Below are 23,038 nucleotides of genomic sequence, written 5' to 3' on the forward strand. Positions count from 1 at the left end.
TAAGTTTCTAATTGATTAGTGTTATAGCATTTCAGGTTCTTAACACCCTATTTTACTACTAAACTAAAGGAAAATCAATAAATAAAAAAGAATTCCTTTTCTTTTTCATTAATGTGCATGTAGGTTTAGCTTTAAAATTAGCAAATGCTACCCAATCATAACCAAAATTCTCCAAAGCTACCCAATCCTAAAAGCACGCTGTTTCTTCGCTATACTTTTGTAGTAAGAAAAAGAAAAAGCGTTGGATAGCAAAGCCATAAACACCTTATTATACCGTCCACTAAAAAAAGGAAAAAACTACGATAGTTTACTTCCTTTTAGTGATTGTAGCAGTACCAAAATTGCTACAGGAAATACTAAGGTAGCTATCGATAGTATGGCAGTATGGGCTAAAAAATATCAACATCATACTACAGCTCTTGCAAAAGAGAAATTCTTAGGCTTACCCTTATCAAAATTATGTAAGGAGCTTCATAGTTTTTTGTATCATCATTTACAGTATAAAATTGATGAGTACGACCAATTACTTAGAAGTCCTGCATGTGCTTGGGCTACTCGCTCACGGGGTCTGGACTGCAAGAGCTATAGTATTTTCGCTTCTGCTATTTTACTGAATTGTGGTATTTCTCATTATTTAAGACGTGTGAAGTATAAAGGTGATGACGGTTTTTCTCATGTGTATGTAGTTGTTCCTAAAAACCAAAACAGTTCGGATTTAAAAGATGGGTATTATGTTGTTGATGGCACACTAAAAAGTAACAGAGAGCCTAATTTTTATAGGTCTGATGATGTTTTTATGAGTACTAGTTCACAAGGATTATCAGGAATTGATGGAGAAATAACGAAGGGTGTTGGAAAACTAGTTAGCTATGCAGTAGATGAGTTTATTGCGGAGATGAATTCTTGTAGCGGTTCTACTTACGATGCTTCGGTGGTAGAGCTTAAAATTCGTAGAGATTTACGAGATAAATTACAGCTAAAGATTACAGAACTAGGAGAAGCAATTCTATTTAGAAATAGAACCAGAATTCAGCATCTATTTAATGAAATTTTTAAAGAAGTTGATTTAGGAATTGCACATCTAAGAAATGAAACTGCTTTTAGTTCTTTTGAGCTTTGCGATGGAGAAACCTTAGCCACTGCACTCGCCTTTGCAGAAAAGTTAAAAATCTTCATTGATAATTTTTTCGCCGAGTTTAAAAAGTCAAACAGGCATTACAAAATTGAAGAGTTTACCAAGAGTGCAAATGTAAATAGTCGCACCTTATATTTTGTTGTTCCGAATGATACGAATCCCATACAGGCAGACTATAGGTTTATTGTTTTAAAAGAAGAAGCAAATAGCTACGGACTAGATCCTATTTTTCCTTTTGAAGCAAATCTAAATGAGTGGCTCGTTAATAATATCACTCATTTAAAACAGCAGTATAAGGATGGTAGAGAACTCAGTTATGAAAAAGAGATTACTCCAATTTTAAACAAGGTTGTTGAGCTTAGAACAAAAGCAGATTTAGGAGGTGAAATGCTATACTATTTTGAACAGCCTTTGCAACGAGCCTTATACCGAGTATGGCTAAAATATGATAGCCAGTATGTAGACTTTTTAAAACAAGAAGCTGAAAGTGTAGCTACTGCCAATGAGTTAGCACTTCGAGATTATCAACAGCGGTTTAACAAAACCATTGAAGAAGATAAAAATGTAAAGAAGCGAAAAGCTCTTAAAAAGCAGTTGGGTTTAGGCGGACTCATATCCGCTTTATTGTATGTGTATTTTAAAAAAATGTGAAGTTATGAATGAAGAATTTGACACGCTAAACAAACATCCGATAGCATTACATGGATGGTTCGATGGTTTTTGTCCTTCCAACGGAATCGCTGACAGATTAAACAATCAAGCTAAAGGAGTTTGGGCGCAAAAAGCCGAGTGGGATACCAAAATGGAGAACCTAAAAAACGGTAAACAAGCCGCCGAATGGGAATCCTTAAAAAAAGAAGTTCGGCGATTAGAACAAGAGCTAAAATCAGAACAAATAAAGCTCAATCAAGAACAAGGAATTGCGGATGCTTTAGGATTGGGTGCTTGGTGTAATGGAGCAGTTTCTAAACGTAAAAAAGCCGAAGAGAGTTTGCGTAGTGCCGAAAAATCATTAGGAGAAATCAAAGGAGCCTTTGAGACGTTAGAGCGTCAACAAACCGAAGGAATTAAACAAGCAAGTCAGGTAATTGTAGAAAACAAAACCAAGGTAGAAGCTATTAAAAGACAAATTGTGGTATTACGTGAAAAGATTGCCCGATATAAAGCAGAGCGAGACCATAAAATTAAGATTGAGCAAAACGCAAGTTTGGTAGAAAAGCAAAATGCAAAAACACAGTCTTTTGTGGGTAAACTAAAAGAAAATGCTTTGCCTATTCTTGGAGGAATTGCCCTAGTTTCTGCCTTTGTGTATGTACAAAGAAGCTCACCCAAAAAAAGAAGAAAAGTAGTTGAAGTATAAACAAAAGAGAAGCTTATGAATTTAATGAAAACACATTTTTTGCTTGCCCAGGAGAGTGAGCAAAACATAAAAGGCTCTGGCGGACTTCATGGAGATGGGAGTTTTTGGGATGGTGCTAACCTGATGGGGATTTTAAACACTATTGGAGGTACATGGACACAGATAGAGCAGGCAAAAAATGGAAAACCTGTCTATGTTCAAAATGCTAGTGGAGGACAACAAGACATTGCTCCTCAATTACTCGCCAAGTTGGAAGAGCAAGCTCAATCGCAACAAACCTCTGTAGATAATCTTATGCGGATGATGGAATTGCAGTTTAAAGCCAATCAAGAACCAAAAAAAGACAATACACTCTTGTATATCGGTTTAGGAACAGCAGGTGTAGTTGCCGTAGGAACAATAATCTATTTAATCAGTAAAAAGTAAAGAATATGAAAAAGAAAGAATTTGTAAACTCATTAGTCAGCTTAGCAAGTATGACAGTGGGAGCTATGGGTTCAAGAATAGCTGCCGATGCTATTCCGATGCAAAATAGTACCATAAAAAGAGGCTTGTTAGTCTTAGGAGGAATTGCAGGCGCATCGAGTTTGGATAGAAAAACAACCATGCGAAAAATCGGTCAGGATGCTGCAATTTCTATGGCAGTAACTCAAACAGGGTATTTATTGAGAGATTGGTTAGGCGATAGTTTTAAGGATAACAAAATATTATCTCCAGCCTTGGGTAGTCCGTTAGAAGATTATGCCGTGCTTGATAGTAGTAATTTCTTGTCGAGTTATACAGGAGCAAACTATGATTTTATCTCTGAAGATATCGGCTATGAAGAAGTGCAAGATTTTGCAGGATAAAAAAGAAAAAGTATTAAACAATTAAAGAGAAACAGAAAATGAATTTTTTAAGAAACCAAGAACCGTATTTAAGAATCACCGAGTATTTAAAGTATAAAAACTCGATGCGTAAAGCCAATGAGAAATGGAATATTTCTGCTATGAAACCAATGCCAAGTTTTTTATATGCCAATAAAAAAGTAGATGTAGGAGGTTCGGTTGCCTTGTTAACAGGTTCATCAGTTGCTAAAAGAGGTGTTACCAATTTTGATGGAAACTCTCTAGTAAAAGGACGTGTTTTTGTCGCAAGTGGAATTTCTATTAAATGTGCTGTAGCAGACGAGACCACTCCTGTACAAGATGTAAAATATAGCAATGATTCGATTCCAAATGTGGTAATGCAAGCACACATTGTTGTGAAACAAAAGAATGAAATTTTAATTGACTTACCGATTAGCGATATCATTGAAGCTAGTGAAGAAGGAAGTATTTATTTCAACTTAGGTTCATTTGCTTTATTGGAAGATGATACCATTACCGAGATTGAAATTCAATATCCTGAAGGCGCAAAGTTAGCTTTAGATGCAGGGAAAGCATTATTTACCTCGTGCAGATTGTCAGGTTTTGCAACCTACCAAAAACGATAAGAGTAATTTGTATTGATTAAGCTTTGCGTTTGCAAAGGCGCAAAGCTTTAAAACCAAAGCGCATGAAAAAGATATTTAAACGAATAAAGGTTAACAAAGAGCTGCTTAAAATCAATGGTAGCATTGTAAAAGATTTTAGTGAGTATTTAGAAAATGAAACACACGATACCATTCCTTCAGGAAGTGTAAAAGGAGTTTATTTTATTTCTTATTTGTCTGAAACAATACCAACACCATCGACAGGAGAAGGAGGACTTGTACCGACCAATTTTGCATTTCCATCAATACTCACACATACCAATATCACTCTTAAAGATAGTAGAGGACATTTACTCACAGAACCTACAGATATTAAAGATTATCAGCATAAAAACGGAGGTTATAGCAAAGGTTTTAAGGAACTCAATTTTGAGAGTAATAATGAGCGTATTAGTATCTCATGGGAAACAACAGGAGGTATGCCGATACTAGGAGAGTTTGTATTTATCATTGAATCCAATTCTTGTGAGTGTTAGTATGAAAGTAGGTTATGCCGTAGAGCGTCATACCGATGATTTTGAGATTGATTTTTCAAGGAAAGAGCATTGTAAAGGAGTGTTGAGATTAGAAGTTTCAGTCATAAACCCAAGTATTCCATTACTAGTAAAAGACGGTTCAGGAATTAGAATTGTAGCAGGAGATAGTCCATTTGTTATCTCTTCAAACTTTCCAATTACCAAAGGAAATATCCGCTTTGAATTCTCAGAGTATGACCATTTAAAAGAAACAAATAACAAAGAAGAAAAGAAAGCCATTGTAAGGTATTTGTATTGTGAACAGTAGACTAGTAGACATATTAACCACTCATTTAACAGCATCAGAAAATCATGTTGTCAAGATAGAATGTAACGGATTAAAACTAGTAAAGTCTGGTTCAAAAAGACGGTATGCATTTAGTCTTGAAGATATTGAGCAGAAATATGTTTCCATAGCTAACTTTTTACAGTCCTTACCAGAAAAAGGTTTTGATAAAACAGTGGTGTTTTCATTACAGAAAATGTATGGAAGTCCAAACCGTACAACGTACCACTTGATAGAGAAAATTACAGAAGATTTAATAACAGACGATATGAGTGCAGAGCAGTTTTACCGAGAAGCTCCTTCTCAGTTACCAAGTATGATGGGAGCATCTAATTTTTTAAGCGCGCCCGAACTGGTTGCAAAAATGGTAGAAGCAGAACGCTCTACAGATTACAAAGAGCAAGTAAGCGAGCTTAAAGAATATGTAAAGGATTTAAAAGCACGTAATAGAACTTTAGAAGAGCAGAACAATTCCTACAAGCTAAAATTAGATACAGCCAAGGAGCGTGAGGAATTAAGAGTAGAGCGAGAGCTGTTGAAGAAGAAAAGCTTTTTAGAAACTCCTGCATTTGAAAAGACCATGGAAACCCTTGGTGGTATGATTCCAAAAGTATTGGAAGCTGCTAGCGTAAAAAATAATGGTTCATCTGCAAGTTTAGCAAGTCCAAACCTATCTCAAGTTCATAAAGCGTTTTTACAAAAACTAACGAGTAAAAATGTAAGTGATGAGCAGTTACTCTTTTTTAACTACTTACTTGATAATTGGGATGAGGATTTAATTCAACATACTGCTGCTTATATCGAAAACAAAGAAGACACTTATGAAGATACAGAATAAACAACAGGCATTACAAGAACTAGAAAAGCTACCTGAAAAAGTACTGATGCGAATGGCAGAGCTATCTCAGAACAAAGAGGCAAGAAGTTACTTTACATGTCCAATTAAATACGGTGCAGTAAAGAGCTTTTTGAAATAAAGAAAAAGCTATGACAAAGACAAAGAGTATAAAAAAGAAAATACGTGAAATTGCTACCAAAGAAAATGCGAAAACAGCTATTGAAAAAGCAAACTCCGTTAGTGAGTATTTGTTAGACAATAAGTCTTTACTAATTGTACTTGGAGGTGGAATCATAGGATATTTAGTTTATAGAAGAATACAAAAATCTGCCGATGCTGTTGCTGATATTTTTAAAAGCGACGACCCCGATCATATCATTCCAGATATCAGCATCAATGATAGTAAAGTCACAATCACTAAAGAACAGGCAAAACTACTAGCGAAATCTTTACTCGATGCATTTAACCATGAGACTTTCTTTGGAACTAGAGCCACTGATGAAGAAAAAGTAAAAGGTGTTTTTGACAAGTTAAAAACTGGAGATGATTTTAGACTAGTCTATACTGCATTTGGAAGAAGAAAACGTTTTGCAGGAGGCACACCAACACATTGGTTGGATAAGAAAATCTCAGATGATTACGATTTGATTTATTGGCTAAAAGAAGAAATTTCTGAGATGTGGGATAGTGATTTATACCATCAGGTAAAAGCGCGAATTGAAAGCGCAGGAATGTTGTTTTAAAAGAAAAAGAAAATGGAAGCAGATTTACCAATTTACGGATTAGCACGCCCGAACACAAAGGGTATGTATAACGAATTTGACACAGAAACTAACCATGAAAATTGCGGATGTACTATGAAATTAGCACCAGAGATATTATTAAAAGGAAAGATAACAGATTCCAAAACCAAAGCTCCTTTTGAGGCAGGATTAGTAAACATTTATAATGCTACAAAAAGCAGAGGAACTACTCCAGATAGTAATGGATTATTTGAATTGGCAGCTTCACAGAATGATGAAATTCGTATCTCTTTTGTGGGTTATAAAACTATTTCAGTAAAAGCTTCAGAGCTTCCTAAACTCATCGAATTACAGGAGAAAGTAGAGCAATTGGATGAGATTATTATTACAGGTAAAAAGACCTCTAAGAAATATGTTTATGCAGGAATTGGGTTTGCCACCTTACTACTGATGTATGGAATTGCTGAAGATGAAAAACAGAAAAAGAAAAAGTAGAAATGATAATTAGTATGAAAGCAAGTACGCTATTAGTATTGAGTTTAGGAACTGGAGTGATTTCTTTAGTTACCTATTTTACCACAAAGAAAAAGCAGATTGAGCGTATTATCGAGCAATTGGAATTCAGCGTTTCAGGAATTTCAAATTTTGGAATTTCTTTTAAGCACGTTGCTATGGATTTACACATTGAAATTTTAAATCCAACAGGAACGGATTTATATATCAATACAGGATTTGTAGAGGCTAAGATTCTTAGAGCATATCATAAACAAACAAGAAAGCTTTTAGCCTTTACCAATCTTAACACCAATAAGATTAATGTTCCTAGTGGTAGTCGCTATAAACTTACTCCTATTCATGTTAAAATTCCGCTACTAACAGGAGGTAAACTAATTTTTAATCAGCTTACAAGTAAACCTATGATTCAAAAGGATTTGATAAAAGAATTAGTTTTTGAATTGGAGATTGAGGCTTTTGGAAAAAGAAGAGTGATAGAATTATAAAAAAGGAAAAAGAAAATGGCAAGCTATGAATTATTTAAAAGCTCTTTGGAAAGAGCTGAAGGAGGCTATCAGAATTTAATCCACGATAAAGGGAATTACAATTCTAAAGGAGAGCGAGTAGGAACAAATCATGGAATCTCTGCAAAGTTTTATGAAAAGGTAATCGGTAGACCACCGAGCATTGATGATATGAAAGCTATTACCAAGTTTGATGCACACCTACTTTTTGAAAATGAGTTTTGGGATAAAGTACGAGCCAATGAAATACAAAGTCAAGCTGTTGCAGAAATGATTGCTGACCACGCAATCAATGCAAATCCTAAAGTAACTGCAAAAATGGTACAAACTACTCTTAACAACTCTTTCGATAGAAGCTTAGTTGTAGATGGAGCTGTAGGTTCAAAAACTATTGAAGCCATTAACTCGGTAAATCCGACAAAATTATTTTACAAAATAGGACAAGAACGTTTATCCTACTACGAAAACTTAGATGATTATAAATATTTCGCTAAGAGTTGGGATAGCAGAGTTTATGCTTTGGGAAGAAAATTCGGTGTTGAAATCAAAAAAAAAAGAAATTGGCAATGCTTGTGGGATTTTCTGGAGCAGTAGTAATAGGGTATTTGGTATATAAAAATTGGAAAAAGAAATGAGCGTAACAAAAGAGTTTAAAGCATTAAATGGTAAGGACATTACAAAAAGAGAACTCGTAAGACTTATCGAAAAAGCTAAAAAGGAAAACAACACAGAAGTAGTTTATAGATTATCAAAAATACTATTAGACAACCCGACTTATGAAGTGTTTTCGGTATCAATTAAACATTATCCAACATCTTTAAATGCACCGTATCATGTAGGGGCTTATAAAGAAGCATTAACGGAGACAGGAAAGCTCAGAAAAGGTTGGCGATTTGAAAGAGGAAGAGTGGTTAAAACCGCAAAGATTCCGAAGCCATCTAAAAAAGAGGGATTACAAGCAAATGGAAGACTACAAAAAGGCTATCGATATGCTAAAGGAGGTAAAATTGTGAAAGTTACCTCAAAAAAAAAAAAAAGGATAGTAAAATCTACTAGTTCCAATCTAAAAACAACAAACGATTTCCCTATTGAATTTTTAGCAGGATTGGACTATGTAGAAGGAGATAATAACTCGGAGTATGCGTTGGGTACTCCGCAGTTATCTCCTAAAGAAATTTATGAGCATATCACTGATAAAATGATTACGGCGGTTAAAAATGCTAAAGATGACTTTAAGGAGGTGTGGGATGAGAACTATAGGAATAAAGCAGGTTATTTAATCCCAAGAAATTTTAAAGGAGGCAATAGTTATCGTGGTGTAAATACCCTACTACTCAAGGGCGGAAATCTATTTCACATTTTCGACAATCCGTATTTCCTAACAGAAAAACAGATTGAGGATTTAAAAGGAAGTTTAAAGAAAGATGCTAAAGGAGTGTTAGTGGTGTACTTTACAAGTTTATACAAATTCAACGGCAAAGCCAACGATGAACCATTTACAAGTTATAGAAAAGAAGAAATGCTTGCACATTTAAAATCCATAGGCTATACTGCACAGCACTTTGATATACTGGTAAAGACCATACCGATTTTAAAACAGCATTTAGTGTTTAATGGTAGTGATATTAATGGTATCGATTTTAAGCTAGATAAATTAACTAAAGAGCAAAAGGCACGATTAGGTTATGTTGCTCCAAGTGATCCAAAGAACAAGGATGCTAAAAACCCTATTGCCGAGCTAATTATTAAAAACTTTCCAAAGGATAGTGCTAAGATAATTCACGGACATAAAGGAGCGAGTTACAATATTATTAAGGATGTTGTAAAGATGCCCGATTTTAAAGCCTTTGTTTCTTCAGAGGATTATTACAGTACTTTATTTCACGAAATGATTCATAGTACTGCTCATAATTCTAGGCTCAAAAGAACATTTGGGCAACAATTTGGTGATTTGGATTATGCCAAGGAAGAACTTATAGCGGAGTTTGGAGCCGTTTTTTTATCAGCACAAGCAGGGATTTTATGGAAAACACAGAAAACTCATGCAGCGTATTTAAAGAACTGGCAACTCGCTACACAGCTCATGGGAGAAGATAGTAAACTACTCATGCGAAGTGCTACTGAAGCACAAAAGGCAGTTGATTATCTCCTTCAAGTAAATGAAGATAAAGAGCCAAAGTTTTACGAGGATTTTAAAAAGGCTACAAAGGCTGATTTTAGTGTTGAAGTAGAAAAAGTTAAGACTAAGAAAAAGTCATTAGTTCCTGTTTCACTCTCAAGACCACAGGTGCGGAAAATTATCAAAGTACCAGGAGAAACGGTAGATAAAAATTCAGCAGCTTTTTTAAAGAAACAGCGTAAACACAAAGTAGTGAAGCGTTATGAGATAGCAGATAAAGACCTAGCTGTTTTCTTAGGAAACTTGGAGATAAAGCCAAAAGAGAGTTTAGTGGCTACCATAGCAGGGAAACAAGGAAGCGGTAAAACACGATTTGCTTTTCGTTTTATTGATGCACTTGCAAAAGAGTATAAAGTAGCGCATATTACAATGGAAGAACACAAAGACAGTGATTTGTATTGGGAAAAAGCAGATATGTATTTTAAGGGAGCAAATACCCTGCAAAACACTAATATCTTTAGTATGGAGAATATCTCGGAGCTTGATACCATTATAAAAGCGCATGATGTTATTGTGATTGATAGTTTTGCCAAACTGAAAGAACTGGATAGTAAACTAGAAATAGATACGCATCTTAGAAAGAAGTACGACGGTAAGCTGTTTTTAATTGTATTTCAACAAACCGCAGACGGCAAAATGAGAGGCGGTTCTAAAAGTGCTTTTGACGGAGATTGTATTTTTTATGTAGAGAAATCTCCACACTTTAAAAAGCATTATGTATATACCGATAAAAACCGTTATCAAAATAGGAATTTAGAGGATTTGAAGTATAATATTTTTTCGGGGAAGTTGGGTTCTACATGTAATAATGAAATAATGTTTTAATAATAGAGTATGTATAAATACTATTACTGTTTTTATCTACAAAAAGAGGCAAGAATTAATACCCTGCCTCTTTTTCTTTTTAATCCTTTTTCTCGTTCTTAAATAAGTCTAAAAATTTTATTATTTGATTCTGATTGGAGTTATAATGTTTCCTCCACCTCCCGATCCATCTTTGTCTTCTACATTAAAGCTTTGAACATACCAGTTAGTACATCCGCACCTATTTTTTAATCTTAAACCGATATCTATGGTACCTGTGTAGAATGGATATACATTTGCAATTCTATTATTATCCGAATATCTAACTTCACTATTAGGAATACTCCACTCATAATCGAAAGTGTACAAATCTTGTTCGAAAGAAGGTATTAAAAACTCTGATAAGCCTTCAAATCTAGACCATTCTTTCGAATAGACTTGTGTACTACCAACTAATCTATAACTTGAATATTCATTTAGAGGTTTTCCTATCCAAAATCCTTTTTCATCTTCCATCATATTTTCACCTTGTCTCTTAGCTGATATCCAACCTAAACCGTTTGTGGAACTATTAACTGGTGTTACAGTGATACTATTATTTGTTTGAGAAGTAACAATTAAATTATCGCTTACAGACCATTGTGTTTCACCTTGACATGAATTTATTGTCTCACTAATATTAAATGTTTTGTATTCTGTATAACAGATTGTATTTTCTCCTCCAATTGTAAAAGGTTTAACATAGACAGGAGGTAACTGAGGATTCCCTTTAATTTCTTCAATCAACCAGCTTACATTTTCATTAGTAAGAAAAATATGTTCTTCATTATTCTCTGGGGCGTAATAACTATCGAAAGGTGTTTCTCCAGTACAAACTAAGTTTTTATCTGCTAAATACTCATATAAAAAAGAATTTCCGTTAAACGCTAATGCACTTTTAGTAGGTATAAAACTATGTGTTTTAAAACTAATACTTTTGTCAATTTTAGCAAATAATCTAATATACCACTGATCAATTTCAGCTTCATCATATAGAATGTTTTGAGTATCAAAAAAACCACCTGGAGCATTGTCATAACTACCTTTTTCATCAGAAAAAGCACTTTCTAATTCACGATAAATATTCCACTCTATAAAGAAAGTACTTACTCTTATTCGACCATCAAAAACTCTACTTTCTTTATTTACTCCTGGACTAAAGTAAACATTCGAATGAATCCCTTCAAAATTAAATAATAAACCGAACGCTAAATGATTTAAAAGACGAGTTACAAGAGTAGGGTTTATTTCAATATTTAAAATTTCACGTCCACCTATGCCTATATTTTCACCAAATATACTACCATTAACAAGACTAATTTTTCTTAAATTTTGTGGCATTCCTAAATTATCTAAACTGTTTTGAAAACGATTTCTAAAATTTGGAGCACCAGCAACCGATTTACTTTTTGCTAGAAAATGATGAACGAGCATTTGTTTAGCTGCAGGTGTATCTAAAAACTCATCTATTTTATCTTTTACTTTTCCCAAAAAGTCATGAAATCTTAACCAATATTGAGCACCAATAGGTACATTAGCTCCTTGATGAGGACTATCAAAACTAACCCATAAACGAGTATTATGATTCCATTTTGTGTTATCTCCAGTTTCTGCTAACTTCTTTTCCATAAATGCTAAAGCGTATCTAGAAATTAACCCCCCCATACTAGGTCCTAGAATCACCATTTCCTCATTTCCTTGTTGAAGCTGTTTCAACTCTCTTATCAAAGAAATTAAAACAAATGCATTTCTCTCAATGTAATCAGTCCCTCCATCTATATGCTTACCATTGGAAGTATATCCTTTATGGTTAACAATTACTACATCATATCCTTCTGCTTTTAATTTATCAATGAAATTTTCATTTCCAAAATTCATTAACTCAACTATACTCTTTGTGCCTTGGTTATGCCCAATATCAGTTCTTTCAATTTTTCTTGTATCTCCTGGGTCAAAACCATCTAATATAATAAACGGTTTATCTAAAACATTATCTGAATCATTATAATAGATTCTATACTCATTTTTACCTAAATGTTCCTGAGATTCATTATAACCTTGAAATGCTAAATCAGAGTGAGCTTGTATTTCTGTTAAGGTAGGGATTGTCGTAGAAGACTTTTGTAAAGTTGTCCTATCTGGTATACCAACATATAATTTAGCATAAGAAATCTTTTGAGTATTATCAGATAAAGTAGTAATAAACTTAATTACTTTAACCCCTTCCGTTTGATACTTAGTCTCAAAAGTACCTGTATTGATATTAAAATTACTAATAAGGTTAAACGTAGTTCCATTTGTTAGTAATTGTAGGTTTTTTATTGTTTTTCCCTGTTTGTAAAGTTTACTATCAGCATCAATTTTATAGTTTATAGTATTACCAACCACCTTACTTACAAGTGGAGATATAATTGTTGCTTGTTTCTTAAAGAATGGATTCTTTCCTGAAATATTATAAAAAGTTTGGGTACTGCTATTAAACCCAACATTTGGGTTTTGCGTAGTACCTGCATCTCCGTAATGAAATTCTGTATTTATTATTCCTATCGGGACGGTATTTGTCGAATAATTTTTGATTTTTAACTTATCATTGAACTCCTCTAATGAAGAAAAGTTTTTCACATAGGACGCTTGATATAACTCATACCAAACTTGTTTGAAATGTTCATATGATGTCGTGTCTTTTCGCGCTTCCTGATTAAAAGATAAAATATCTGATACGGATAACACTCTATCTATAAGTATATTGCTTGTTATTGAGGTTTTGTTTAAGCTTTCTATTTTTTTATCCACCTCAGTTGTATATAGTTCACTTCCACTGTCTTGTGAATGTAAGGTTACAACAGATAACATAGCAATTATCCCACAAGTAATTTTTTTCATAATTTTGTAATGTAGTTTATATTAATGACCAATTAAATTGATATTTCTGCTTTGAGCAGTTGCTGCGAACAACTGCTCATGTTTTTTAATTTTGGTTTAATGTTTTTAAATCTAAATCAAACCTCCCCTCTGTAATTTCAATAATATCTTTTTCATTTTCAGTGTTTTTTAATTTCAAATTAAAAATCCCAGCGTACAACCCGTTTTCAGAATCAGCCTTTGTAAAAGTGATAGATCCAGAGTTTTGATATGAAGTAAGTTTTGAATCATATATTAAACCAAAGGAATGGTTGTAATCAGGTTTATCTAGACTTGCAGCAACTCCAGGACTATCTGAAAAAACATAGGTTTCTTCAAGTGGAGACTCCTTTGCTATATAGAGATAAATATAAATACCTTCATAGTTGTTAAGTGCTATACTAAAATATTCATATTGAGGTAAATTTGAACCTTTAATAACAGTTATTCCTTTTGGCTTATCTCCTCCAACTCCTGAAAAACCTGTTTTATCTTTAGGTATAAAGACCTCACCATTTACCAAACAACCCATTGTGTTTTCTCCAGTTTGAGAAATGGGTGGTAACTGATCTTGTTCACTGATATCGTCACTAGAACAACTAAATAGAGCGAATGCTACTAATAATATCGGTAAAAAATATTTTGATTTCATAATTAATGGGATTAGTTTAAATTTTTTTTTCAAGTTAGTACCTATCAAAGTATTAGAAATTTTCAGTTCACAAATTAATAGAACTTATTGCTTTTGGGCAAGAATAACATGATGTCATTCATGAATTACTTGTTGATATTTATGAATTTCCAGTGTATTTTTAAAATATTCCAGTAATTGTTATTTTTGTCAAATATTTTTCCCTAAAAAAAAATTGTAATTTGAGTATCAAGGACTTTTTTAACTTATTTTTAATTGTAAGCTCTATTCATGGTTTTATATTTTGCTTAGCGCTTTATTTTTCGAAGCAAACAAAATCAAGAGTATTACTATTTGTTAACTTATTGGTGCTTTCAATCTCTTTAAATAACTTTCAATCTTGGATTCTAGTGAAGAATTTTTTTCAAAACAATTCTTTTTTACAATATTTCGAGATTCCTTGGCATTTTTTAGTCGCTCCTTTCTTTTTTCTTTTTTTAATGAGTTATTTAAAGATAGAGACAAAAAGTATAAAATTAATTAAAGTAGTCATTCCCGTTTTTGTTTTCTTTATAATAATAAGATTGGGGTTTTTTATATATGAAAACAATCATCATGAGGTTGTATCTATTTATTTCAAGCAATATGTAATAATTGAGGAAATTATAAGTAGTATTTTTTCATTGCTAGTTTTCATTTTTTCTTACCAGAAGTATAATTCATTTAAAAAAACAATTAAACTAAATAATTTTGATGATTTAAATTGGATAAAAATTTTCTTTAAGCTTGGGCTGTTAACGTATGTTTTTTGGTTTATTCCGTTAATAATAACCCTTACTTTTGACTTTACTGTTTTCATGCCTTCTTATTATCCTTTAAGAGTTTTTACAACTATTCTCATATATTGGTTGGGTTACCAAAGTATAATTCAAATAAGAGTGTCTGAGGAGAGAAAATATCTACGTGAATATTTACTTAGTGAATCAAATTTTACTGATAATTCTGAAGTCAGTACATCTAAAGTTGTAAATACAACGAATAAAAGTATAAACATCTCTGAAGAAATTATTGATAATGTTTTAAGAGGGTTAACTGAATTTGAGAATAAAAAAGACTATATACAGCCTGATATCAGTTTACAAATTCTTGCAAAAAAACTAGATACCAATACCAATTATTTGTCTAAAATTATTAATCATTATAAAGGAGTTTCTTTTTCAATTTATTTAAACTCTCTAAGGATAGAAAATATAATTAATGAATTAAAAGCGAACCCTAAAATTAGAAAGTTTACCATTAAAGCTATCGCACAAGAAGCAGGTTTTAATAATTCTGATTCGTTTTCGAAAGTATTCTTTAAGTTAAAAGGTGAAAACCCATCAGAATTTATAAAAAAATTGGATTGATAATATTTCGTTCTATAAATTTAATATGACTTTTTAAAAATCTACAGTATAATTTTTAGTATAATCCTCAGGTAACGAAGCTCCGATTTCTCTTAGGTAGTTTTCTAATCCATCTAAAGATTTATGCCTAGTAATCGTCATCAGTTTATGTTTGGCTTCTAAATCTGTTAAACCTTCTTTTTTGAAAGAAGAGTACAAATCTAAAGCAACAGTATGTCTTGCAGAGTAAATACCATGATTCTGATTTAATCGAATTTCTTTTCCAATAGTATCTTTTAGTTTTTTAAATCTCCTACTAAAGAATTCTGTTTTAGAACTTTCTCTTTTTACCTCCCATAGACCAGGTAGTTCTTCTTTGGTAAATAAAAAATCATCGGAGTTGTATTTGTGCAATTCCATTTTTTCTAAAACCTTTCTAAGTGGTTCAATGATTAAAATGTTTGCTCTCTCCGTTTTTGTTTCTGCTTGAAGAATAACATTGTTCACTAAGTCAACATGTTTTACTTGAAGTCTACATATTTCTATTGGACGCATTAAACCATATGTTACAAATTTCATAAATTGAAATAAGTAATTGTCATGTTCAACTAAATAGTTTTTAATGCTATTTAATTGTTGCTTTGTAAAAGGTTGGTTCTTTTCAGGCTTGGATTCTAAGTTTGGAATTTTTAGAGCAACATTTTTTTCAAGAATATCATCATTAACCAATTGAGATAACAAAGAAGAAATTAATCTTTTGAAATTATTTCTGGTTGTATTGGAAGAGCTGTTGGTAATTTCGTTTAAGAAAATTACAATATGCCTTTTAGTTAGTTTGGTAATCTCTTTTTCTCCTAACTTATTTTTCATAACCCAATCAATAAATTGATTGTAAAGGCTCTTGTTTCCATTTCTAGTTTTCTCTGCCCAAGTTTTATTCTTTTCTTTTAAAGCTATTTCGAAAGCTTCTAGGATTGTGAACTTTTCTTTATCAATTAAATTTTCACTTTCTACTTTTTCTTGAAAAGGGTTGTAACCTTCTTGTAGTAATCTAAGTCTAGCTTTTCGCAAATGATTACCAATCATTTTTCTTTCAGTAATGGTTTTAATTCTATTCAAGCCTTTTTTCTCAATAATCTTTTCCATTTCTCCTGTAAATGGATTTCTGAAATAATAAGAGATGTACCAAGGTTTAGTAATATCAGGTTTGTTATTTCCTTTTATCTTAGGTATATATAGTATGGGTTCTGAGAACATCTTTTTTATAGAAATTACAGGCACTTTTTCAGGTACTTTTTTGTTGTCAAAGAAAATAAAATTTTTCATCATTTACATTTTTTTGATGTAAATAACTGAAATGAAGATTTTTAAAATGTTTTTGATTTAAGTCTTTGAGTGTTAGCTATTCAGTATAGCAAAATCTTTTGAATCCGACGTGTCTACCAATTCCACCACTTTGGCAATAATAGGCTGCAAATCTAAATATTTTTTACTGAATTCATTTAAATCTCTTTATTACTGTTCAAAATAATTTTACTTTTGCGCAAACACAACAATAAACACAACTGATAAATGTCTTATAATCAACTTACTCCTAAATTGTTTGCCTGCAGACAAAGTATGGAGCTAGCAAAAAAAATAGCAAAAGAATATGGCGAAGAGCTAGGTAATGTTAAAATTACACCTTTTAGCGATGGTGAATTTCAACCTGCTTTTGAAGAATCAGTACGTGGAAGAAGAGTTTTCATTATTGGATCTACTTTCCCTACTGCTGATAATTTAATGGAAATGCTGTTAATGTTAGATGCTGCAAAACGTGCATCTGCAAGACATATTACTGCTGTTATGCCTTATTTCGGATGGGCAAGACAAGATAGAAAAGATAAGCCTAGAGTAGCAATCGGTGCGAAATTAGTTGCTAATCTTTTACAAGCTGCTGGAGCAACTCGTATTATGACCATGGATTTACACGCAGATCAAATCCAAGGTTTCTTCGAAAAACCAGTAGATCACTTATATGCTTCTACAATCTTCATGGAGTACATTGAAAGTTTACAACTTGAAAATGTAACTATAGCTTCTCCAGATATGGGAGGTTCTAAAAGAGCTTATGCATATTCTAAATACTTAGCTAGCGATGTTGTAATCTGTTACAAACAAAGAAAAAAAGCTAACGTAATTGAGCACATGGAATTAATTGGTGAAGTAGAAGGTAAAAATGTAATTCTAGTTGATGACATGATCGATACTGGAGGAACATTAACTAGAGCTGCCGATTTAATGGTAGAAAGAGGTGCTAAATCTGTAAGAGCAATTTGTACGCATCCTATACTTTCTGGTGATGCTTATGAGAAAATTCAAAACTCTAAATTAACAGAGTTAATTGTCTCAGATACAATTCCTTTAAAAAAGGATATTTCTAAAATAAAAGTTGTATCTTGCGCGCCCTTATTCGCTGATGTTATGCACAAAGTGCAAGAGAATACATCGATAAGTGATAAGTTTTTAATGTAAATTTTTTAAATAAATATAAGTAATGCAATCGATTACAATCAACGGATCTCAAAGAGAAAGCGTGGGTAAAAAAGCTACTAAAGCCCTACGTAATGCTGGAAAGGTTCCTTGCGTATTATACGGAGGAGATAAGCCTGTTCACTTTTCAGCAGAAGAAAAAGCGTTCAAAAGTTTAGTATACACTCCAAACGTATATACTGCTTCGATTGAACTAGACGGTAAAACTTACGCAGCTGTTTTACAAGATATTCAGTTTCACCCAGTAACTGACAAAATCTTACACATTGATTTCTATCAATTATTCGAAGATAAGCCAGTAACTATGGAAATTCCTGTTAAATTAGTAGGTAGTTCTAAAGGGGTTATGATTGGTGGTGCTTTACGTCACAACATGCGTAAAGTAAAAGTTAAAGCTTTACCAGCTAACTTACCAGACTTTATTGAAGCTGACATCACTGAATTAGAAATCGGTAATAAACTTTATATTACTGAATTAGCAAATGAGAACTTTACTTTCTTACACCCAGATAACACTGTGGTTGCTCAAGTACGTATGTCTCGTAACGCTGCTAAAGCTGCTGCTGAAGCTGAAGAATAAAAATATTTTTATTTATTCAATATAAAATAAAAGACCGACAAATATGTCGGTCTTTTTTAATTCAAACAATTTACAAATGAAGTTTCGTCTTATTTCTTCATTGCGCTTTCAATAACTTTCATGGTTTCATCAGCCTTAGCTAATTTTGCCCATTTTAATGCTGTAAATCCTCTTTTCGACTTCGTTTTTAATTTAGCTCCATTGTCAATTAATAACTTGGCAATTTTAGCTTTGTTATAACGAGCAGCAAACATTAACGGTGTTAATCCCGTAGATTTCTTATTTATATCTTCACCGCTTTCAATCATAGCAGCTACAGCTTCATAATTTCCTTCTTTAATTAACTTACAAAAAGTAGTAACATCTGCATATTCAATAACAGTAGTATTAGCGTTGTTTGGTAATTCCGAAGCATTTATTGTAGTTGTATAAGCTCCGAATGCTAAAGCGATGGTTAAAATGATTTTTCTCATGGTAATACAATTAATTAGTGGTTGTTCATCTAAAAGACGCACATAACTAAAAAGTGTTTCACTGTATTCACCTAATTAACAAAACAATAACTTTCGTTAGATTTCTTTAACATTTCACAAGGTTTATAACCCAATAAAAGATTAAAAACCTAAAAAAATATAGTTTTCACAATCAATTTGTTAAATTTTTCAAAAAAATTAATACCTTAACAATCAGTAATCTAAATTAAAAACTATGGGTAAACGATTAATGTATCTTTTAGGTATTTTACTTACCATCGTATTTGGAACTTACTTTAGCTATATTATGTGTTGTAATCAAGAAGATGATAGTGTTAACAATACTTCAACCTCTACTGCAACTCAAAAAAAAGTGTACGAAACACCTACTTCCTACCCTTTTTTAGTTAAAGATGTAAACGGAAATCTTTCCTTAAACGCTAAGGATAATTTTAACTTTGAAGCTTCTAACCTCAACTTCTTAACTCCTATTTCTTCAAGTTTAGATTTAGAAATCGGAAAATTAAAAGATTATTTTTCATCAAATACAGATAAATCTTTATCCATAACAGGATATTATACTGATGAAGAAACAAACGATTCTGCTTATCCTAATTTAGGTTTAGCTAGAGCAAATTCAGTTAAGAACTTTTTAATTTCAAAAGGTTTTCCCTCTAAAATTATGAATACTTCTAGTGAGTTGAAACAAGATATGATTGCAGATTCACTTCATGTATATCACGGTCCTTTAGCTTTTAAAATTTCTGAATTAAAAGATAATACTGAAGATTTAGACAAATTGGCTAAATATATTAAAGATCATGCTATTGAATTACATTTCGGTTCTGGTCAATTCAAAATTAATTTGACTCTTGAAGACAGACAAGAAATTGCTGATATCGCAAAATATTTAGATAAAGTAGATGGAGCGACTTGTATAATAACGGGACATACTGATAATACCGGAAATCCTGAAATTAACTTAAGCCTAGGTCAGAAAAGAGCAAATTCAGTTAAAGAATATTTAATAAAAAACGCTGCAATACCCGCTGATAAAATTATAGCTACTTCTAAAGGACAAACAGAACCAATCGCTGACAATAACACCAAAGAAGGAAAAGCAAAAAACAGAAGAACAATAATCACAATTAAATAAAGAATAAATTATGAGTCCATGTATATACATCCCAATTATAGTAGGTATTCTTTCAGCTATTTTTGGATATTTATTAGGTAGACTTTTTAGAGGTACAAATGATGTTGAAAACAAGAATGATGAATCTGTAATCTTTGAATTAAAAAATAAAATCTCACAATTAGAAACCAACTTAGAAGCTTGTAACAAAGCTAAAATTGGTTTACAGAAAAAACTAGATGTATGTGAGGAAAGTAAACTGAATTTAACCTCAGATTTAAAACTAGCTAAAGATGCTAATACCAATTTAAATTTAGCTGCAGCTTCAACTAATGATAATGAAGCTGAACTATCTGCATTAAAAGAAGAAATTTCTAATTTAAAAACTGAATTAGACACCTGTGAAAAAGCTAAAATAGCTTTACAGCTTGATTTAGATAATGTAAAAAATGATAGCGCTAACTTAGCATTGATTCCGTTTGACGCAAGTGCTGCAAAAGCAGTATTTGGAAAGAAAATAAAACAAGATGATTTAAAAATCGTTGAGGGTATTGGACCAAAAATTGAAGGTCTTTTCCATAATTTTGATATTAAAACCTGGAAAGCTTTAAGTGAAGCTACAGTAGAAAAATGTCAGGAAGTATTAAACAGCGGTGGTGATCGCTACAGGATTCATAAACCAGATACTTGGCCACAACAAGCTAAGCTTGCTTACGAAGGTAAATGGAAAGAATTACTAGAATGGCAAGATAAACTTGACGGAGGAAAACTATAAAAATAAAAAAAGCTCGACAAACAATTTTGCCGAGCTTTTTTAAATTAACAATCTACTATTTATCTAACAATCAATGTGTATTGAGGAGTAGGGTTTAACGGACAAAAATATACGTACTCTCCTTTTTTTAATGTTACTTTTTTAGAAGTAGACTTCTTATTGTTTTTAGCTAAAGAAGTTACATATGCTTCTTTAATGTGGTTTGCTTGATCTGTTTTTCCTTTTGGAGCTAAAACAAAACCAACATCTTTACCAACGTTACTGTTAGCGATTTCGAAAACATAAGTTCCTTCAGATAATGTTAACGACTTTTGAGTAAACTCTCCTTTAGTTTGCTCTAAAGCTACAGTTTTAACGTCTTGTGCATTTACATTCATTACTGCACCTAATACTACTACTAAAATTGCTATAATTTTTTTCATGTCTAATTAATTTATTGTTTAGGGATTTAATACTTATTTACTTTACTTATTATGAATTTACTGTGAATTTTCCTGCTTCAACTGCTGGGAAATCAATCTCTGTTTCTGCGATGTGGTTCACGTAGTTTGTTAATGTGTTTGATACAACATTTAATACAATCTCTAAGATATCTCCATCGTTATATCCTGCTGCTTTTACAGCTGCAATTTCTTCAGAACTTACGTTACCTCTGTTTTTAGTTACACTTTGTGCAAATTGTAAACCTGCTGCTACTTTATCATCAGCAGAACGACCTTGTCTGTTTGCTTCAGTTTGCTCATCTGTTAAACCGTTCATTTTTCCAATTGCAGTGTGTGCAGATAAACAGTAGTTACAGTTATTTTCTTCTGCAATAGCTAAAGCTAATTGCTCTCTAAATTTGTTTGAAAAGTTTCCACTAGCTGTTAAATCTCCTAATGATAAATAACTTTGTAATGTTGCTGGTGAATTACCAAAAACTTTAATTAAGTTTGGAATAAATCCTAATTTACTTTGTACAGCATCAAATAATTCTTTTGATTTTCCTGTTGTAGTTTCTGGGTTTAATGTTTCAATTCTTGTACTCATTTTCTAAGGTTTTTTTTAGTTATTATTTTCTTGTTTATTACTTAATTCGTTTTGCTCTTCGTACTCTTGGTAACCCCAACAGTTCGGACATTGATAAATGTTTATTTCCATGTGTTTTTTGTTTTAATGAGGATTAACAAATAATTCTGGTACAAAGATGCGACGAGAATAGACCTTAAAAAATGGACAAAAGTTCCTAAGCCTTGGACATTTGGATTTTTAGTAGAAAAACAGGGTAAAAACAAGAAAAAATCCGCCTTGAAATGTCTTCAAAAGCGGATTTAGAATAGTATTGTAAAGAACAACTATAATTGTACTTTCTGTATTTTTTTGAATTGTGCTGGAGAATTTCCTGTTGCTTTAGTAAAGAATCGTGAAAAATAAGCCGGATCGTTAAATCCTAAATCAAAAGCAATATGTTTAACAGCTTCCGAAGAATATAATAATTGCCTTTTAGCTTCTGTAACTATTCTATTCTTAATAAAATCACTTGGAGTCTCTGCTCCTATTTTTTGAAAATGCTTTGTTAATGATTTTGGAGAAATACCTAATCTGTTTGCATATTCTGTTACACTGTGAAGTTTTCTAAAGTTTTGCTCTACTAACAAACTAAAATCTTTAAATAGTTTTGTTTCTGTATCGTCTTTAATAATAGAATGCTCCTTTTTCATACGAACAGAATAAATAATAAACTGTTTCAGGAAAGATTGCAGCATATCGTATTGTGCAGTTTCAGCTAATTCAAATTCTTCTACTAAATTCTCTAAAATGAAATTTAACTTCTGAATATCTTTCTCTGTAGGATTTACAAAAGGAGTTTCATAAATATTATTGAACAAAACTCCGTTACAAGAAATCTCGGTATCATGTGTTTGAATACAATAAAAATCTCTCGTAAAACTTAATTGATATGCTTCTTTTATTTTTTCAGAATCAACAGTAAATACCTGTCCAGGAGATAAAAAGAAAAGTACTGTACCATCAAAAGAATAACTTTTAAAATCTATATTATACGTTCCTTTACCTTCTTTTATCCAAAAGATTTTATACTCGTTAATCTGAGTTGGTTTATTCACAACACATGCTTTTTCAAAATCTACAAGTTGTAGCGAAAAAACATCTTTGAATGTGTAGGTCTTAATATCTTGAATTGCCATAAACCAAAT

At 32.1% G+C, this 23,038-nt stretch carries 25 protein-coding genes; 18 read left to right on the plus strand and 7 right to left on the minus strand.

What is annotated here, in order from left to right:
- Positions 1–241 precede the first annotated feature (241 nt).
- The 13 genes from Q1A15_RS03520 to Q1A15_RS03580 all read left to right on the plus strand — a co-directional run bounded on the left by Q1A15_RS03520 (position 242) and on the right by Q1A15_RS03580 (position 10,413).
- A complete protein-coding gene (locus Q1A15_RS03520; protein ID WP_299618843.1) occupies positions 242–1,786 on the plus strand; it encodes a hypothetical protein in 1,545 nt (514 codons plus the stop codon).
- Positions 1,764–2,495: a hypothetical protein gene (locus Q1A15_RS03525; RefSeq protein WP_299618846.1), complete on the plus strand. Its 732-nt coding sequence runs from the start codon at positions 1,764–1,766 to the stop codon at positions 2,493–2,495. The genes Q1A15_RS03520 and Q1A15_RS03525 overlap by 23 nt, the downstream gene beginning before the upstream one ends.
- Before the next feature lie 39 nt (positions 2,496–2,534).
- A complete protein-coding gene (locus tag Q1A15_RS03530; RefSeq protein WP_299618849.1) occupies positions 2,535–2,921 on the plus strand; it encodes a hypothetical protein in 387 nt (128 codons plus the stop codon).
- A 65-nt stretch (positions 2,922–2,986) separates the two neighbouring features.
- On the plus strand, positions 2,987–3,343 hold the full coding sequence (locus tag Q1A15_RS03535; protein ID WP_299618852.1) for a hypothetical protein: 357 nt from the start codon (positions 2,987–2,989) through the stop codon (positions 3,341–3,343).
- A gap of 38 nt (positions 3,344–3,381) precedes the next feature.
- Positions 3,382–3,969: a hypothetical protein gene (locus tag Q1A15_RS03540; protein WP_299618854.1), complete on the plus strand. Its 588-nt coding sequence runs from the start codon at positions 3,382–3,384 to the stop codon at positions 3,967–3,969.
- A 62-nt stretch (positions 3,970–4,031) separates the two neighbouring features.
- Positions 4,032–4,484, plus strand: a complete 453-nt coding sequence (locus Q1A15_RS03545) for a hypothetical protein (protein WP_299618857.1) — start codon at positions 4,032–4,034, stop codon at positions 4,482–4,484.
- Positions 4,474–4,791 (plus strand): hypothetical protein, encoded by a 318-nt coding sequence (locus Q1A15_RS03550; RefSeq protein WP_299618859.1) that lies wholly within the window; start codon positions 4,474–4,476, stop codon positions 4,789–4,791. The genes Q1A15_RS03545 and Q1A15_RS03550 overlap by 11 nt, the downstream gene beginning before the upstream one ends.
- The gene (locus Q1A15_RS03555) at positions 4,781–5,647 is read left to right on the plus strand and encodes a hypothetical protein (RefSeq protein ID WP_299618861.1); all 867 of its coding nucleotides are present in this window, start codon (positions 4,781–4,783) and stop codon (positions 5,645–5,647) included. The genes Q1A15_RS03550 and Q1A15_RS03555 overlap by 11 nt, the downstream gene beginning before the upstream one ends.
- Positions 5,648–5,796: 149 nt before the next feature.
- Positions 5,797–6,390 carry a hypothetical protein gene (locus Q1A15_RS03560; protein WP_299618864.1) on the plus strand — a complete coding sequence of 198 codons (594 nt, stop codon included), beginning with the start codon at positions 5,797–5,799 and terminating at the stop codon, positions 6,388–6,390.
- A 12-nt stretch (positions 6,391–6,402) separates the two neighbouring features.
- Positions 6,403–6,885, plus strand: coding sequence for a carboxypeptidase-like regulatory domain-containing protein (locus Q1A15_RS03565; protein ID WP_299618867.1), 483 nt, complete (start codon positions 6,403–6,405; stop codon positions 6,883–6,885).
- A gap of 14 nt (positions 6,886–6,899) precedes the next feature.
- Entirely contained in the window at positions 6,900–7,391 is a 492-nt protein-coding gene (locus Q1A15_RS03570) for a hypothetical protein (RefSeq protein WP_299618870.1), read from the plus strand.
- 15 nt (positions 7,392–7,406) lie between these two features.
- Positions 7,407–8,003, plus strand: a complete 597-nt coding sequence (locus tag Q1A15_RS03575) for a glycosyl hydrolase 108 family protein (protein ID WP_299618873.1) — start codon at positions 7,407–7,409, stop codon at positions 8,001–8,003.
- A 25-nt stretch (positions 8,004–8,028) separates the two neighbouring features.
- Positions 8,029–10,413: a zincin-like metallopeptidase domain-containing protein gene (locus Q1A15_RS03580; RefSeq protein WP_299618876.1), complete on the plus strand. Its 2,385-nt coding sequence runs from the start codon at positions 8,029–8,031 to the stop codon at positions 10,411–10,413.
- Between the two features lie 120 nt (positions 10,414–10,533).
- On the opposite strand, the gene Q1A15_RS03585 is transcribed toward Q1A15_RS03580, so the two are convergent.
- Both Q1A15_RS03585 and Q1A15_RS03590 read right to left on the minus strand, forming a co-directional pair.
- Positions 10,534–13,314 carry a hypothetical protein gene (locus Q1A15_RS03585; protein ID WP_299618879.1) on the minus strand — a complete coding sequence of 927 codons (2,781 nt, stop codon included), beginning with the start codon at positions 13,312–13,314 and terminating at the stop codon, positions 10,534–10,536.
- Positions 13,315–13,399: 85 nt separating this feature from the next.
- The gene (locus Q1A15_RS03590; RefSeq protein ID WP_299618882.1) at positions 13,400–13,984 is read right to left on the minus strand and encodes a hypothetical protein; all 585 of its coding nucleotides are present in this window, start codon (positions 13,982–13,984) and stop codon (positions 13,400–13,402) included.
- 836 nt (positions 13,985–14,820) lie between these two features.
- Between Q1A15_RS03590 and Q1A15_RS03595 the strand changes: the two genes are divergently transcribed.
- A complete protein-coding gene (locus Q1A15_RS03595) occupies positions 14,821–15,369 on the plus strand; it encodes a helix-turn-helix domain-containing protein (protein WP_299618885.1) in 549 nt (182 codons plus the stop codon).
- Between the two features lie 33 nt (positions 15,370–15,402).
- On the opposite strand, the gene Q1A15_RS03600 is transcribed toward Q1A15_RS03595, so the two are convergent.
- Positions 15,403–16,677 (minus strand): tyrosine-type recombinase/integrase, encoded by a 1,275-nt coding sequence (locus Q1A15_RS03600; protein ID WP_299618896.1) that lies wholly within the window; start codon positions 16,675–16,677, stop codon positions 15,403–15,405.
- A gap of 243 nt (positions 16,678–16,920) precedes the next feature.
- Here Q1A15_RS03600 and Q1A15_RS03605 point away from each other — a divergent pair, with 243 nt between their 5' ends.
- Together Q1A15_RS03605 and Q1A15_RS03610 are read left to right on the plus strand one after the other, a co-directional pair.
- Positions 16,921–17,862: a ribose-phosphate pyrophosphokinase gene (locus tag Q1A15_RS03605; protein WP_299618899.1), complete on the plus strand. Its 942-nt coding sequence runs from the start codon at positions 16,921–16,923 to the stop codon at positions 17,860–17,862.
- A gap of 22 nt (positions 17,863–17,884) precedes the next feature.
- Entirely contained in the window at positions 17,885–18,460 is a 576-nt protein-coding gene (locus Q1A15_RS03610) for a 50S ribosomal protein L25/general stress protein Ctc (RefSeq protein WP_299618902.1), read from the plus strand.
- Positions 18,461–18,549: 89 nt separating this feature from the next.
- Here the strand turns inward: Q1A15_RS03610 and Q1A15_RS03615 are convergent, their stop codons facing one another.
- Positions 18,550–18,933 carry an ankyrin repeat domain-containing protein gene (locus Q1A15_RS03615; RefSeq protein ID WP_299618905.1) on the minus strand — a complete coding sequence of 128 codons (384 nt, stop codon included), beginning with the start codon at positions 18,931–18,933 and terminating at the stop codon, positions 18,550–18,552.
- A 235-nt stretch (positions 18,934–19,168) separates the two neighbouring features.
- On the opposite strand from Q1A15_RS03615, the gene Q1A15_RS03620 reads away from it, so the two are divergent.
- Positions 19,169–20,089 carry an OmpA family protein gene (locus tag Q1A15_RS03620; RefSeq protein WP_299618908.1) on the plus strand — a complete coding sequence of 307 codons (921 nt, stop codon included), beginning with the start codon at positions 19,169–19,171 and terminating at the stop codon, positions 20,087–20,089.
- A gap of 10 nt (positions 20,090–20,099) precedes the next feature.
- Positions 20,100–20,843, plus strand: a complete 744-nt coding sequence (locus tag Q1A15_RS03625) for a hypothetical protein (RefSeq protein WP_299618911.1) — start codon at positions 20,100–20,102, stop codon at positions 20,841–20,843.
- 59 nt (positions 20,844–20,902) lie between these two features.
- Here the strand turns inward: Q1A15_RS03625 and Q1A15_RS03630 are convergent, their stop codons facing one another.
- The 3 genes from Q1A15_RS03630 to Q1A15_RS03640 form a co-directional block, all read right to left on the minus strand.
- Positions 20,903–21,265, minus strand: coding sequence for a hypothetical protein (locus Q1A15_RS03630; protein WP_299618914.1), 363 nt, complete (start codon positions 21,263–21,265; stop codon positions 20,903–20,905).
- A gap of 49 nt (positions 21,266–21,314) precedes the next feature.
- Positions 21,315–21,872, minus strand: coding sequence for a carboxymuconolactone decarboxylase family protein (locus Q1A15_RS03635; RefSeq protein WP_299618917.1), 558 nt, complete (start codon positions 21,870–21,872; stop codon positions 21,315–21,317).
- 305 nt (positions 21,873–22,177) lie between these two features.
- Positions 22,178–23,029, minus strand: coding sequence for a helix-turn-helix domain-containing protein (locus Q1A15_RS03640; RefSeq protein WP_299618920.1), 852 nt, complete (start codon positions 23,027–23,029; stop codon positions 22,178–22,180).
- Positions 23,030–23,038: the final 9 nt, after the last annotated feature.

The sequence above is a fragment of the uncultured Tenacibaculum sp. genome, from assembly GCF_947495995.1.
In the GTDB taxonomy this organism is placed as follows: Bacteria; Bacteroidota; Bacteroidia; order Flavobacteriales; family Flavobacteriaceae; genus Polaribacter.